The sequence below is a fragment of the Azospirillum picis genome (assembly GCF_017876115.1).
In the GTDB taxonomy this organism is placed as follows: Bacteria; Pseudomonadota; Alphaproteobacteria; order Azospirillales; family Azospirillaceae; genus Azospirillum; species Azospirillum picis.
In genome coordinates, this window is the sequence record NZ_JAGINO010000016.1 from 117,647 (window position 1) to 130,883 (window position 13,237).

Annotated in this window: 11 protein-coding genes; 3 read left to right on the top strand and 8 right to left on the bottom strand. The window is 68.3% G+C overall.

The features are described from left to right. Positions 1-43: 43 nt before the first annotated feature. The 6 genes from J2850_RS20310 to J2850_RS20335 form a co-directional block, all read right to left on the bottom strand. A complete protein-coding gene (locus J2850_RS20310; protein ID WP_209985408.1) occupies positions 44-589 on the bottom strand; it encodes a carboxymuconolactone decarboxylase family protein in 546 nt (181 codons plus the stop codon). Positions 590-688: 99 nt separating this feature from the next. After that, complete coding sequence (locus J2850_RS20315) at positions 689-1,408, bottom strand: hypothetical protein (RefSeq protein WP_209985411.1); 720 nt, start codon at positions 1,406-1,408, stop codon at positions 689-691. Between the two features lie 43 nt (positions 1,409-1,451). Further along, on the bottom strand, positions 1,452-2,096 hold the full coding sequence (locus tag J2850_RS20320) for a MarR family winged helix-turn-helix transcriptional regulator (protein ID WP_209985414.1): 645 nt from the start codon (positions 2,094-2,096) through the stop codon (positions 1,452-1,454). 123 nt (positions 2,097-2,219) lie between these two features. After that, positions 2,220-2,621, bottom strand: a complete 402-nt coding sequence (locus J2850_RS20325; RefSeq protein ID WP_209985417.1) for a response regulator — start codon at positions 2,619-2,621, stop codon at positions 2,220-2,222. Further along, positions 2,618-4,483 carry a sensor histidine kinase gene (locus J2850_RS20330; protein WP_209985420.1) on the bottom strand — a complete coding sequence of 622 codons (1,866 nt, stop codon included), beginning with the start codon at positions 4,481-4,483 and terminating at the stop codon, positions 2,618-2,620. Before J2850_RS20330 ends, J2850_RS20325 begins: the two co-directional genes overlap by 4 nt. Further along, positions 4,464-5,138: a chemotaxis protein CheX gene (locus tag J2850_RS20335; protein WP_246513275.1), complete on the bottom strand. Its 675-nt coding sequence runs from the start codon at positions 5,136-5,138 to the stop codon at positions 4,464-4,466. The genes J2850_RS20330 and J2850_RS20335 overlap by 20 nt, the downstream gene beginning before the upstream one ends. Before the next feature lie 385 nt (positions 5,139-5,523). Here J2850_RS20335 and J2850_RS20340 point away from each other — a divergent pair, with 385 nt between their 5' ends. From J2850_RS20340 to J2850_RS20350, 3 genes are all read left to right on the top strand, one after another. Then, entirely contained in the window at positions 5,524-6,312 is a 789-nt protein-coding gene (locus J2850_RS20340; protein ID WP_209985425.1) for a DUF2076 domain-containing protein, read from the top strand. Between the two features lie 183 nt (positions 6,313-6,495). Then, the gene (locus J2850_RS20345; RefSeq protein WP_209985428.1) at positions 6,496-6,759 is read left to right on the top strand and encodes a hypothetical protein; all 264 of its coding nucleotides are present in this window, start codon (positions 6,496-6,498) and stop codon (positions 6,757-6,759) included. A 344-nt stretch (positions 6,760-7,103) separates the two neighbouring features. Then, positions 7,104-9,752 carry a methyl-accepting chemotaxis protein gene (locus J2850_RS20350; RefSeq protein ID WP_209985431.1) on the top strand — a complete coding sequence of 883 codons (2,649 nt, stop codon included), beginning with the start codon at positions 7,104-7,106 and terminating at the stop codon, positions 9,750-9,752. Positions 9,753-9,855: 103 nt separating this feature from the next. Here J2850_RS20350 and J2850_RS20355 read toward each other — a convergent pair whose 3' ends face one another. Both J2850_RS20355 and ppc read right to left on the bottom strand, forming a co-directional pair. Beyond that, complete coding sequence (locus J2850_RS20355) at positions 9,856-10,044, bottom strand: hypothetical protein (protein WP_209985435.1); 189 nt, start codon at positions 10,042-10,044, stop codon at positions 9,856-9,858. A 271-nt stretch (positions 10,045-10,315) separates the two neighbouring features. Beyond that, positions 10,316-13,087, bottom strand: coding sequence for a phosphoenolpyruvate carboxylase (ppc, locus tag J2850_RS20360; protein ID WP_209985438.1), 2,772 nt, complete (start codon positions 13,085-13,087; stop codon positions 10,316-10,318). Between the last annotated feature and the right edge of the window lie 150 nt (positions 13,088-13,237).

The window sequence follows — 13,237 nt, forward strand, 5'->3', positions numbered from 1 at the left end:
TGATGAAGGCGGCCGGCCGCTTCCGACCGGCCACCTTGCGGCATCAGGCGGTACGCGAGAGCTTCACGCCGGGAAAGTCGACCGGGACGTCGAAGGCGACGTTCACGTAGTTGGTGAAGAGGTTCAGCGCGACATGGGCGAGGATCTCGACGATCGCCTCGTCGTCGAAGCCCGCGGAGCGCAGGGACTGGACATCCGCGGCATCGATCGCGCCGCGGTTCTCGACCACCTTCACGGCGAAGGCCAGGGCTGCGGACGCCTTGGGGTCGGCCGAGCGCCCCCGCTGGGCATCCGCCATCTCGGCGGCGGTCGCCCCGGCCTTCTGGCCGAGCAGCGTGTGGGCGGCCAGGCAGTAGCGGCAGTCGTTGCGGTCGGCGATCGCAACCGCGATCTGCTCGCCGAGCTTGGCGCCGATCGTGCCCTGCCCCAGGGCGCCGAACGACCCCCACATGCTGGCGAGGGCGGCGGGCGAGTTCGCGACCGCCTTGAACATGTTCGGAACGACGCCGAAGGCGCCCTTGATCCGGTCGAGCGTCGGCTTGACGGCGGCGGAAGAGGTGGCTGGATCGACGAGGTTGACGTGTGCCATGATGCTTTTTCCTTCTCTGGTGCTTGGAGGGGGATTTTCGGGCGGTCCGGCGATGGCAGTCGTCGGGCCGCTTTCGAGCCGGGACCTGCTTTCCCGGAATTACTTGGCCGGAACGACCTTGCCGGGCAGCGACAGGTTGCCGGACGCGACCTTGTGGACGTCGGTGACGCACAGGAGCGGCGTGTGCAGGTTGGCGTTGACCCTCAGGCCGGCCGTCACGCCGTCGAACGAGGCGGTGGCGAGGGCGCCGATCCTGTCCAGCGGGATGTGCACCTCGACGAGGTCCGCCTTCAGTTCGGTCCTGTATTCCGGGCTGTCGATCAGGATCGGTGCGCCCGGCCACGTCTCGGGCAGCCGGGGTCTGGTGCCCTCGGGGATGTCCTTCACCTTCAAGCCGCCCGGGCAGGCCTTGTCCTCGTTGAGGACGACCCAGTGCGGGTGCCAGCGGTCCCGGTTCTTCGCACCCTTGGCGGCGTCGTCGAAGTCGGGGTGGAAGGTGACGGCAAGCGCGACGATGCCCTGGTCGCTCTCGAAGCCGACATCGGAGGAGTTGAGCGACGTCGGCCAGACATAGGCGTAGACCTCGGACCCTTCGAACTTGCCGGTCGCCGTCGGCGTCGCCTTGCCGGCGTCCGCCCGGACGCGGGTGCTGAAGACCGCGTGGCCGTGATCGGTGACGATGCGGGTCTCGATGATGTCGAACGAGGCCATGACCGCCTGGTTGCTCGCCGACGTGATCTCGTGCGCGCCGGCCGGGGCCGCGAGGCAGCAGAGTGCCGCAGCCACGAGGCCGGCGCCCCGTGGTCCATCGATTGTCATGATCCTGGACTCCTTCTTCTGGTCGTGGTGCTTGGAGTTGCGGCTACCCCCCGGTGAATGCCGTCCAGGTGGCAGCCTGGACGGCGGGGGCGGCCGCTTCATGCTCGCCGCAATCGAGCCGGAGATCCCGGTCGACGATCGGGGCGTTCACAAAGGCGCAATGGTGGGGAGCGGCCTCGCCCGGATGGGCGTTCGGCCGGAAGTGGCGGCAGGTCACGCACAGGCGCTGGACCGGGATGGCCCCGGCCTGTTGCAGTGTCCGGATCAGCTTGACCTGGGCCAGCAGGAGATCGGCCTGCTCGCCGGGAGACAACCGCGCCAATGCCGCGGTGACCTGGGTGGCGGCGGCGGCGAGGGCTTGCCCCTGGGCGGCTCCCTCCTCCGTCAGGCGGGCGATGACGGCGCGTGCGTCGGCAGGATCCGGCGTGCGCCGCAGCAGGGCCTTGCGTTCGAGCGCGGCCAGCGTGTCGGCCATGCTGGGAGCGGAAACCGACAGGTGCGCCGCGATCTCCTTGGGCCGGAGGCCGGCAGGCCGGGCGGCCAGAAGCGCCAGCACCTGCGCCTGCGTCGGGTTGAGCCCCGCCTTGCCCGCCGCTGCCCAGAGATCCGCACGCAGCACCAGAGCGATGCGCTCGAAGCCTTCGCGCAGGCGGGTCAGGACGGGGTCCGGTTTGGGGGCGTGATCCATGCGCTTATTAATAGGAGTCCTATCTATATCCGTCAAGCGGAATCTGCGCGAGACCTCGCCCGGTCGGCGCAACCGCCCTCCGGCTCTGCCCAGATCACCGCGATCCGGCGTCCCCGCCTGATATCAGACGAACAGTTCCATGGTCTGCGGCACGTTGCGCGGGGTTTCTCCGGCCAGGACGGCACGGGCCGCATCGACGGCGGCGAGCAGGCCGCTTTCGGTGAAGGGCTTTGGCAGGCAGCCGATCCCTGCCACCGGCCCGCCCTTCTTCAGCTCGTCGCGGAAGGAGGTGATGAACAGGCTCGGCACGCCGATCGCGGCAAGATCACGTGCCGCGTCGATGCCGCTGGACCCCTGGCCGAGATGCACGTCGACCAGCGCCAGATCCGGCTTCTCATCGCCGGCGATCGCCACCGCCTCGCCGGCGGTGGTCGCGGGGCCGCTGACCGTATAGCCGGCGGTCTCCAAGTAGAACTGCTGTTCCAGGGCGATCAGCACCTCATCTTCCACCAGCAGGATCTTCATCCCTCGCACTCCGCCGTGGAAGAGGTTTCGAGCAGGGGCGTCGCTTCCGGCACCGGCAGCGTGATGCTGAAGGTCGTCCCCATGACCGTGGTGTCGATCCCCACCTCCGCCCGGATCTGCCCGGCGAGGCTGGAAACCAGCCGCATGCCCAGGCTGCGGCTCTTGCGGATATCGAAGTTGGCCGGCAGGCCGGGACCCCGGTCGGAGATGGTCAGGACCAGCGTCTCCGCTTCGCGGCGGAAGGTCACCGTGACCAGCGCCGGACCATCGCCACGGTGCTTCACCGCATTGGTGATCAGTTCGTTGGCGATCAGGCCCAACGGCGCCGCATGATCGATCGGCAGGTCGATCACGTCGGTGCGGACCGAAATGTCGCACATGCTATCGCCGCCGGAGGCACGGCCGAGATCCTCGCACAGCTCCTTCAGGTAGGTGCCGAACTCGATGGTCTGGAACTGGTCGGCCTGGTAGAGGCGGTTGTGGACGCGGGCGATCGCCTCGATCCGGCTGCGGGCATCCTGGAAATGCACGCGCACCGTCGCGTCGGGCAGGCTCAGGGTCTGCAGCGTCAGCAGGCTCGACACGAGCTGCAGGCTGTTCTTCACCCGGTGGTTGACTTCGCGCAGCAGGGTCGACTTCTGGCTGACCAGCTTGCGCAGCGCCGCTTCCATCGACTTGATCTCGGTCACGTCGATGTGCATCAGCACGGCGCCGCCGAACGGGCCGGCCGGCATCGGGGCGGCGAGGCAGCGGAACCAATGCTGGCTCGCGGTGACATACTCCGCCGCCACCGGCGGGGCTCCCTCGTCCAGAAGGATGCGCAATCCGTCCATGACGGCGTCGGCACGGGGATCGGCCGTGTATCCCTTGCCGCAATGCTCCAGGTAATTGTCGCCGACGATGCAGCCCTGGCCGAGAAAGGTCGTTTCAGGACCGGCTTCCGCCCAGGCCCGGTTGACCGACACGATCCGGCCGGAGCGGTCGAGCACGGCGATGAAGGCCGGCAGGGCGTCCAGCGTCGCCTTGGTCTGCTCGGCGAGCTGGCGCATGGCGAGCGCGCTCGCCCGCAGTTCCTCGCGGGCGCGGCGTCGCTCGGTGATGTCGCGCAGGATGCCGGTGATGAAGCTGCGCCCCTCCGACTCCCAGCGCGCCATCGAAAGTTCGAGATCGACGGTGCTGCCGTCGCGGCGTCGGCCGGTCAGTTCCACCGGCTGGACGGCGGCGTCGAAGCCGCCGTTGCCCGGACCGTTGCGCACGGCCATGTCCAGCCAGTCGGGCGACTCCTCGCCCAGCAGGGTCCGCACGCTCTGCCCGATCAGCTCCTCCGGCCGGTAGTCGAACTGGCGGGCGGCGGCGCCATTCATCCACTGCACCATGCCGCGCGTGTCGGTGGTGATGATGGCGTCGTGGGCGGTGTCGACGATGGCGCGGTGGCGGGCATCGCGCTGCTCGCGCAGCACACGCTCGCGGTTGACCGCGGCGGTGACGTCGGTCACCTGGATCAGGCAGCGTGCCTCGCCGCCCGGCGGCAGCGGGCGGATCACCACGTTGTGGACCATCCGCCGCCCGTCGGGCAGCCGCAACGGGAACAGCATCGGGTTCAGCGTGTGCGACAGGACGCCGGGAGCGCCGGTGGCGAGCGTGTCGCGCACCGCGCTGTGCAGACGCGATTCACGCAGGTTGGGTAAGGCGTCGAACAGCTCATGCCCCAGGATCTGGCGCGCCGGCAGGGCGGAAGCCTGTTCCATCCAGCCGTTCCAGAAAAGGACATGACAATGGCGGTCCAGAAGCAGGATGCCGGCGTCCAGCGCCCCCAATACATCCAGCGCCCAGGTCGGCTGTTCAGGCAGAGTGGGGGCCATGCGGCGTTCCGGCAGAAGAGGATTCGGACGCGATGCCCTCGATGAAGGCATGGATCAGTTGCTTTAGCGATTCCAGAGACGAAACTCCCATCAGCAAGGCGATGTAGCCGCGGATGCTCCGGCTGCGGATCGTGAAGTCGATATAGAGGAATAGCACGAGTTCATCGGTGTTCCCCGCCTTATCCTTCAAAATATTCGCGCCGTCGCCGCGCAGCACGGCCGGCAGCGAGATCGTCAGCCTGTCCTTCAGAGCGTTGGCGACGATGACCAGGCAGCCGTTCAGGATGATGTTGCCGATCTCCGCCAGGGCGTCCTGCTCCAGATCGACGATCTCGGCCAGCGTCAGGTCGCCCCCCAGGACCGCGCGGGCCAGTTCCAGGCTGTTGGCTTCGGGGAAGATCAGCATGGCGCGGCCGTCGAACGAGCCGCGGAACTGCTGTTCCACCGCGACCAGCCCGTTGCGTTCGCGGGCCGTCAGGAAGTCCGACGCCTCCTGCCGGCTGACGATGTCTACCGTCGGCACGGACAGCAACACTTGGTCGTTGACCATGCGGCTGAGATGGGTGGCGGCCCGGCCGACGCCCATGTTCACCAACTCGGTCAGCGCGTCGCGCTCCAGGTCGGCCAGTTCCACCATCGATTGGCGCTCGCCCATTCTTGCTTCGTCTCGGCCCGAAAACGTACTGCCAGCCGGCGCCGCCCGGCGGTCGCATAAGGAATGTGGCCTATCGACCCGGAAAAAGGCACCCCCGTCAATGTCATATGTTAAGCCTGCGACGCCATAGCCGGTATAGCCGCACGCTTCTCACAATGGTCAAGCCGGTGACTGGCGGATTGCCCTAAAGACCGCCGCTGCATGAACGAAATCACCGGCAAGCTGTTGGCGTGCTTGTACAAAGTTGCGCCCGACACGCAACAGGCTTTCCGCACGTCCACCAGACGCCCGGCCGGACATGCGGCCTGGGACTTGTCTTGCCCGGTATGCCGGTTCCACATAGGTATAGTGCCCACCTGACCACGCGCACAGCAAGGAGACATCGATGACCCCCGAGGAACGTACGCTGTTGTCCGATCTGTTCCGTCGCCTGCGCGAGGTCGAATCGCAACCACGCGACGGCGAGGCCGAGGACTTCATCCGGCGCTCGGTCCAGGACCAGCCGCTTGCGTCCTACTACATGGCGCAGACCGTGCTGGTCCAGCAGCAGGCACTGAGCGCCGCGCAGGGCCGGATCGAGGAGCTTGAGCGGGAGTTGCAGGCGGCACGCGGCCGGCCGGCTGCGCCCGCGGCTTCCGGCGGCAGCTTCCTGTCGAACGCGCTGGGGCTCGGCCGCAGCCCCTGGCGCGGTGGCGGGCCTTCGGCCTCGCCGCCTCCGGAGCCGGCCGGCCGCAGCCCGTGGGGATCCCCGCCCCCCGCCCAGGCCGGCGGCGGTTTCGGCCAGCCGCAGGGCACCTATCCGCAGCAGCCCTATCCGCCGGCCTATCCGCCACAAGGGATGGCGCCCCGCGGCGGCGGGTTCTTCGCGGGAGCGGCGCAGACCGCGGCGGGCGTCGCCGGCGGCATGCTGGCGGCGAGCGCCATTTCCTCCCTTCTGCATCACTCGCCCGGCCCCTTCGGCAGCGCCATGGCCGGAACCCCGGCCGGCGAGACGATCAACGAGACCGTGATCAACAACTATTACGGCGACGACCAGGCGCCGGCACCCGACTTCGACGCGCGGGACGTGACCTACAACGAGCCCGATCCGCCGCAGGCGGATGACGCCTCCTACGACGACGGGGGGTCGTTCGATGACGGCGGTGGCGGCAGCGGGGACGATTCCTGGATCTGAGACATGGGAGCGGGGATGCCGCAGCCGCAGGGATGCCGCAGCGGTGTCGCAGCGGCGCGGCTCCCCTGCCGGTGCCTCCCTTGGGGTTTTCCTTGATCAGGGCCTTAACCCCATTGGGCATAGGGTGGTGATTTGCTGGCTCACGGCCGGTGTCAGGCCGTGCGACGCCAGAAGGTCCGTTCCATGCCCAAGTCGATGCCCGAACCGATCCACTCCCTCCGTCAGGCCGTCATTCCTGCCGCCGTGCCCGCCCCGATCACCGTCACGATCGGCCCTTGCACACCCGCACGCGCGCCCAACGGGCGTGTCAAGGTGCCGATGCAGTTGCTGGAGATCGCGCAGGCGATGTCGGACGAGTGCGACGGCGACCCGATCCGCGTTCTGGACTGCCATGGGCACCAAGCCGCCGTGGTCGGCCGCCAGGATGTCGACGTCGAACTGTTCTGACCGCCGGCTTCCCCCGGCGCCCCCGGAGCACCCCAGCGCGTCATCCTGCCGCCGCCGGCGCGGTCGCCGCTGCGGATGGCCCGCCCGGACGCATGCAGCCGGCAGGATACCGGGCAGGCGGTGACCTGGACCGGTGGTGGCGGCAATCCCGCGCTTTCGTCCTCTGGCGGAAATACCGAAGCGTTTCGTAAGATTCTGTCAACCACACCTCGGTATGTTTGTGCGGCAATCAATGGATTGGCATAGCGGTCCTGGCGGACCGCAGCCTGTCCAGCGGAGCAGCAGAGGCCAATCACGCGGGCGGGACGCCCGAATGTGCGCACATTGCCGGAGGGGCTGCACAGATGACGATCAACGAGCGCGACGACACCACCAGGGCGGGACGGCCGCCGGAACAGGCGGCTGCCCCACCGCCGGCCAGACGCCTTGGCGTACGGGGCAAGCTGCTGCTTGCCTTCGCCGGAATGGCGGGCATGACCGTCGCGGCCAGCATCGTCGGGCTCACCTCCTTCTCCGCGGTGGAAGCCCCGCTGACGCGAATCGTCAGCACCGGCCTGCCGGAGATGGAACTGGCCAAGCGCCTGTCCGGGGAAAGCAGCGGCATCGCCGCGGCCGCACCGGCGCTCGATGCCGCCGTGACACAGCAGGACCGTCAGCGCATCTATGGCGAGATCATGGGCCAGGGCAAGACCCTGGGCGCGCTGGTGGAGGAACTGGGAAGCCGGCGCCCGAACGACCCGCAGATCACCGAGTTGCGCGGCAAGACACAGGCGCTCGTCAAGACGCTGGAGCGTGAGAATGCGGCGGTCGAACGCCGGCTGTCGGTGCGCGACAGCCGCGACGCGGCGATGACGGATCTCTCCAAGGGGTATGACGCTTTCCTGACCAACCTGGCGCCCCTGACCGACCGCGCCGGGGCCACGCTGCGCGGCAAGGGCGAGGCGCTGGATTCCAGCACGGAACGGGACATGGATGCGCTGGGCGACGCCGTCCGCTCGCTGATCACCATGTTCGAGTTGCGCGGCGACATCGGCGTGGCGTCCGAAGCCCTGACCCGCGCCGGCGGCGCCGACAGCGCCGTCGCGGTCACCCAGCACCAGCAATCCTACCTGGAAGCCGCCGCCCGGATGGTCAGCGCCACCGGACAGGTCGCCACCCATCTGAGCCAGGAGACCAACGACGGGCTGGACGCCTTCTTCAGGCTCGGCGACGGGGCGGACGGCGTGTTCGACCTGCGCCGCCAGGCCCTGGAGCTGCCCGTCGGCACGCCCGAGCGCGACGCGTTGCGGCAGAAGATCACCGCGATCCTCGCCGATGCCGCGAGCCGGCAGAAGTCCCTGTTCGAGCAGATGGAATCGCCGCTGATGCGGCTCAAGGCCGGGATCAAGCTGTCGAGCGTCAACATCCGCTCGCAGACCCGTGACGCGATGCAGGACCTGCTGGGTGACGGGCTGGCCCGCTTCCGGACCTATCTGGAGCTGTCCACCCATGCCGCCGCCGCGGTGGGTACGCTGAACGAAGCGGCGCAGGCCCCAAGCCTCGACAGGCTGAAGACGCTGGAGGTCCGCTACGCCGCTGCGGCAAAGGCGATGGACGAGCGGCTGAAGGCGCTGCAGAGCGGTGGCGACGACGGGCTGCCCAAGCTGATCAAGAGTGCCGAACTGCTGGCGGTCTACGGCAGCGGAGACAAGAGCCTGTTCGCCTTGCGCCGCGCGGAGATCGGGGCTGCACAGGAGAACGACGCCGTGCTGGCGGAGAACCGGGACATCGCCCGCCAGTTCGCCGGTATGGTCGACAGCCAGATCGCGGCGATGAAGGCGGAAGCGGATGCCGCGGCGGCCGGAGCCACCGAAGCCCTGTCGGCTGGCCGGATGATGCTGATCCTTTTCGCCGTGGGCAGCCTCGCCGGTGCGGCGGCGCTCGCCTGGTTCGTGGTCGGCCGCAACATCGTCGCCCGCATCGGCCTGCTCTCCGACGCCATGCGCGCGATCGCCACTGGCAACCTGAACGCCCCCATTCCGACCGCCGGCTCCGATGAAATCGGCGACATGACGCGGGCGCTGATCGTTTTCCGCGACACCGCGAACCGCGCGACCGAAGCCAATGCGCGGGCCGAGGAGGAACGCAGCCGGGCGGCCGGCGAGCGCCGTCGCGCCATGATCGAGATGGCGGAGAATTTCGAGAGCAGCGTCCGCTCGGTCCTGGACCGCGTCGCGAAGGCGGCGGGCGAGATGCAGGGAATGGCCCAGCGCATGAGCCGCAACGCCGAGGCCACCAGCGGAGAGGCGGCCACCGCCGCCAGCACCTCCCAGCAGGCCGAAGGCAGCGTCAAGGCCGTGGCCGCCGCGACCGAGGAACTGTCCGCCTCCATCCAGGAGATCGGCAGCCAGGTCCATGCGTCCAGCCAGATCGCCCGCAAGGCGGCATCCGACGCCGAGCGGACCGACCGCACGGTGGAAGGCCTGTCGCAGACCGCCGGGAAGATCGGCGAGGTGGTGCAGTTGATCAACGACATCGCCAGCCAGACCAACCTGCTGGCCCTCAACGCCACCATCGAGGCCGCCCGTGCCGGCGAAGCCGGCAAGGGTTTCGCAGTGGTGGCGAGCGAGGTGAAGAGCCTGGCCAACCAGACCGGCAAGGCGACCGAGGAAATCTCGTCCCAGATCCAGGCGATGCAGTCGGTCACTCAGGATGCGGTGGACGCCATCCGCTCCATCGCCGGCACCATCCGGGAGATCAACGAGATCGCCGCCACCGTCGCCGCAGCGGTCGAACAGCAGAGCGCCGCAACGCGCGAGATCGCCCGCAACGTCGGCGAGGCCGCGGACGGAACCCAGCATGTCCGCCGCAACATCGACTCCGTCGCCCGGGCGGCAGCGGAGTCCGGCGAATCCGCCACCCACGTCCTGACGGCCTCCTCCACCGTCGCGGACGAGGTGCGGTCGCTCGGATCGCAGGTCGACACCCTGGTCAACCGGATGCGCGCCGGCTGATCGGCCGACGGCCGTTTCCTCTCCCGCCCGAAGCGGGAGAGGGCCGGCGAAGCTGAAAGGTCGCCGGGGCGACGCGGACGCCCCGGGGCGGCGGCGCTGCTTTTCAGCGCTGCCGCGTTTCGACCGTGATCGGACGCCAGATCACCGCCGCGCCGGCACCGGCACCGCAAGCCCCCCCACAGAATCCGTCATCCTGTCCGGTGGCTCCCTGCTGGCTGGCGGCGGTGCCGCCGGCGCCGGCCTGTCCCTGTTGCGGTTGGGCCATCTGCTGCTGCTGTGACTGAGTGGTCATACCATTTCTCCTCTCAAGGAGGAGTGGGGTATCAAAATATTCGCCGACGATCAATTGGCTTTTCAGCAAGGATACCCGTGACTTCTTTTGGGATGTGGCAATATGTCCGCTCTTTATTTTGCATTGCCGAAGAATCGGGCTGCGGTGCACAAGATTAGGGCAAGGCGGACCAACTATTTGAATACAAACGCAAACGCCCTTCCCCAGGCTGGGAAAGGGCGTCGGAGCCGCACCCTTTGGATGGCTGCGGCATTGTGCAGCGGCGAAGGCGTCAGCCGCTGTTGCGCAGGCCGGCGGCGATGCCGTTGATGGTCAGGTGGATGCCGCGGGCGATCTGCTCCCCGCTGTCGCTGGTGCGGTGACGCTTCAGCAGTTCGACCTGGACATGGTTCAGCGGGTCCAGATAAGGGAAACGGTTTCGGATGGAGCGGGCGAGCAGCGGGTTGCTTTCCAGCAGTGCCGACTGTTCGGTGATCGCCAGCAGGGCGTCGATGCTGTCCTGCCATTCCGCCCGGATGCGGGAGAAGATGCTGTCGCGCAGCGCCGGGTCCGATACCAGTCCGGCATAGCGCGACGCGATGGCGATGTTCGACTTCGCCAGCACCATGTCCATGTTCGACAGCAGCGTGCGGAAGAAGCCCCAGTCGCGGTGCATCGCGCGCAGGCGCCCCATCCCGTCCGGGTGGGCGGCGAGATAATCCTTCACCGCCGACCCGAAGCCGAACCAGCCCGGCAGCATCAGCCGGCACTGTGCCCAACTGAACACCCAGGGGATGGCGCGCAGATCCTCGATGCTCGTCGACTTCTTGCGCGAGGCCGGGCGGCTGCCGATGTTGAGGTTGGCGATCTCGCCGATCACCGTGGACTCCCAGAAATACTTCTCGAAGCCCTCGGTTTCGTAGACCAGCCCGCGGTAGGCCTTGAAGGCGTGCTCCGACAGTTCCTCCATCGTCTCCAGGAACTGCTCGGTGCAGGGCGCGGCCGATTCCGGGTGCAGCAGGGTCGCCTCCAGCGTCGCCGCCGCCAGCGTCTCCAGGTTGCGGCGCCCGACCTCGGGGTTGGAATATTTGCCGGCGATCACCTCGCCCTGCTCGGTGATGCGGATGGCACCCTGCACGGCACCGGCGGGCTGCGCCAGGATCGCCTGGTAGCTGGGACCGCCGCCGCGGCCGACCGAGCCGCCGCGGCCGTGGAACAGCCGCAGCCGCACCCCGTGCTTCTCGAACACCTCGACCAGCGCGATCTCGGCCTTGTACAGCTCCCAGCCCGAGGTGAGGAACCCGCCGTCCTTGTTGCTGTCGGAATAGCCGAGCATCACCTCCTGCAGGTTGCCGCGGCTCTCCAGGAACCGGCGGTAGACCGGGATCGACAACAGCCGGTCCATGGTGACGGCGCAGTTGCGCAGGTCGGCGATGGTCTCGAACAGCGGCGCGATGTTGAGGTCGAGGACGCCCTCCTTCGGCCGCAGCAGCCCGGCCTCCTTCAGCAGCACCGCGACTTCCAGGATGTCCGACACGCCGTCGGCCTTGGAGATGACGCAGTTGACCACGGCATCGCTCCCGAACCGCGCCCGGCTGTCGGCCGCCGTCCGCAGGATGTCGAGCTCCGAAGCCGTCTCTTCCGAGTACAAGGTATAGTTGGAGGCGAGCGGACGGTTGGTTTCCAACTCGCGGACCAGCAGCGCGATGCGTTCGTCTTCGGACAGCGACAGGTAGTCGACGCCGGCGTCGGCGAAGCCCAGGAGCTCGGCCACGGTACGCTCGTGGACGTCGGAGTTCTGGCGCAGGTCGATGCTGGCCAGATGGAAGCCGAACAGGTCGACCGCGCGGCGCAGATGGCGCAGCCGGCCCTTGGCGAGCGCCGCCGAGCCGTTGACGGTCAGCGACCGGTCGATGACGTCGAGGTCGGCGCGGAACTCCTCGGCCTTCTGGTAGGCGGGAGCGTCGCCCACCGCATGCAACGGCGAGTCCAGCCCGTCCAGGCTGCGCAGCGTGGCCGCCAAGCGGGCATAGATGCCGGAGATGGCGCGGCGGTAGGGTTCGAGCTGGCGGTGCGGCGACGGGTCGGGCGAACGCTCGGCCAGCAGCCGCAACGGCTCCGACACCGAGATGACTCGGGTGCTGAGAGACAGCTCCGCCCCCAGCGTGTGCAGCTCGTCGAGATAGAAGCGCAGCGCCCGGGTGCTCTGCATCCGCATCGCCTGGCGCAGAACCGGAGCGGTGACGAAGGGGTTGCCGTCGCGGTCGCCGCCGATCCAGCTTCCCATCCGCAGGAAGGACGGCAGCTCCGTCGTCGACCAGGACGGATCCATCCGCCGCAGTTGGTCCTCGAGCTGGGCGTGGAAGCGCGGGATTTCACGCAGGAAGGTGTAGTCGTAGAAGGTCAGTCCGTTCGCCACCTCGTCCGTCACCGCCAGCTTGGTGGCACGCAGGATGGCGGTCTGCCACAAGGTCAGCACCGCCTGCTGCAGCGCCTCCTGGTTGGCTTCGTCCTCTTCCGGGGTCATCGGGCCGTGGTCACGCTCGGCCAGCAGCTTGGCGACCGACATCTGGACGGTCAGGATGCTCTTGCGCTGCACCTCGGTCGGATGGGCGGTCAGCACCGGGCTGATCAGCGCCCCGTCGAAGAACGCCTTGAGCTGCTGGGTGGTGACGCCGGCCTTCGTCGCCTCCTCCAGCGCGTGGGTCATCGTGCCCTCGCGCGGGGCGGATCCGGCGAGCGCATGCGCGCGCGTGCGGCGGATGTGGTGCTGGTCCTCGGCAATGTTGGCGAGGTGCGAGAAGAAGCTGTAGGCCCGAACCACCCGCGCGGTCTGCGGCGGCGACAGGCTGTTCAGGATCGCTTCGAGTTCGCGCCGCGCCCCCTGGTCCTCGTCGCGGTGGAAGCGGATCGAGGTCTGGCGGATCCGCTCGACGATGTCGAACACCGCCTCCCCTTCCTGGCTGCGCACCGTATCGCCGAGGATCCGCCCAAGCATGCGGATATCTTCGCGAAGCGGCTGGTCCTTCGTCTCGGAACTTTCCTGAAGCAGGATGGCGGACATGGGCGGCGGTTTCCTGGAGGAGGAGGGACGGATGGGCGCGGTGTCGCAAGGCGATGGTCAAAAATCGGGCAGAGGCTGCACCTGCGCACGAAATGACCGGGACATCGGGCACAGCATGCCGATTCCACGCGAGTTTTCAACCATCCGTAT

Excerpts from the sequence above, each read along its gene's own strand:
- J2850_RS20310 (WP_209985408.1), bottom strand. The coding sequence starts at position 589 with ATGGCACACGTCAACCTCGTCGATCCAGCCACCTCTTCCGCCGCCGTC.
- J2850_RS20315 (WP_209985411.1), bottom strand. The coding sequence starts at position 1,408 with ATGACAATCGATGGACCACGGGGCGCCGGCCTCGTGGCTGCGGCACTC.
- J2850_RS20320 (WP_209985414.1), bottom strand. The coding sequence starts at position 2,096 with ATGGATCACGCCCCCAAACCGGACCCCGTCCTGACCCGCCTGCGCGAA.
- J2850_RS20325 (WP_209985417.1), bottom strand. The coding sequence starts at position 2,621 with ATGAAGATCCTGCTGGTGGAAGATGAGGTGCTGATCGCCCTGGAACAG.
- J2850_RS20330 (WP_209985420.1), bottom strand. The coding sequence starts at position 4,483 with ATGGCCCCCACTCTGCCTGAACAGCCGACCTGGGCGCTGGATGTATTG.
- J2850_RS20335 (WP_246513275.1), bottom strand. The coding sequence starts at position 5,138 with ATGGGCGAGCGCCAATCGATGGTGGAACTGGCCGACCTGGAGCGCGAC.
- J2850_RS20340 (WP_209985425.1), top strand. The coding sequence starts at position 5,524 with ATGACCCCCGAGGAACGTACGCTGTTGTCCGATCTGTTCCGTCGCCTG.
- J2850_RS20345 (WP_209985428.1), top strand. The coding sequence starts at position 6,496 with ATGCCCAAGTCGATGCCCGAACCGATCCACTCCCTCCGTCAGGCCGTC.
- J2850_RS20350 (WP_209985431.1), top strand. The coding sequence starts at position 7,104 with ATGACGATCAACGAGCGCGACGACACCACCAGGGCGGGACGGCCGCCG.
- J2850_RS20355 (WP_209985435.1), bottom strand. The coding sequence starts at position 10,044 with ATGACCACTCAGTCACAGCAGCAGCAGATGGCCCAACCGCAACAGGGA.
- ppc (WP_209985438.1), bottom strand. The coding sequence starts at position 13,087 with ATGTCCGCCATCCTGCTTCAGGAAAGTTCCGAGACGAAGGACCAGCCG.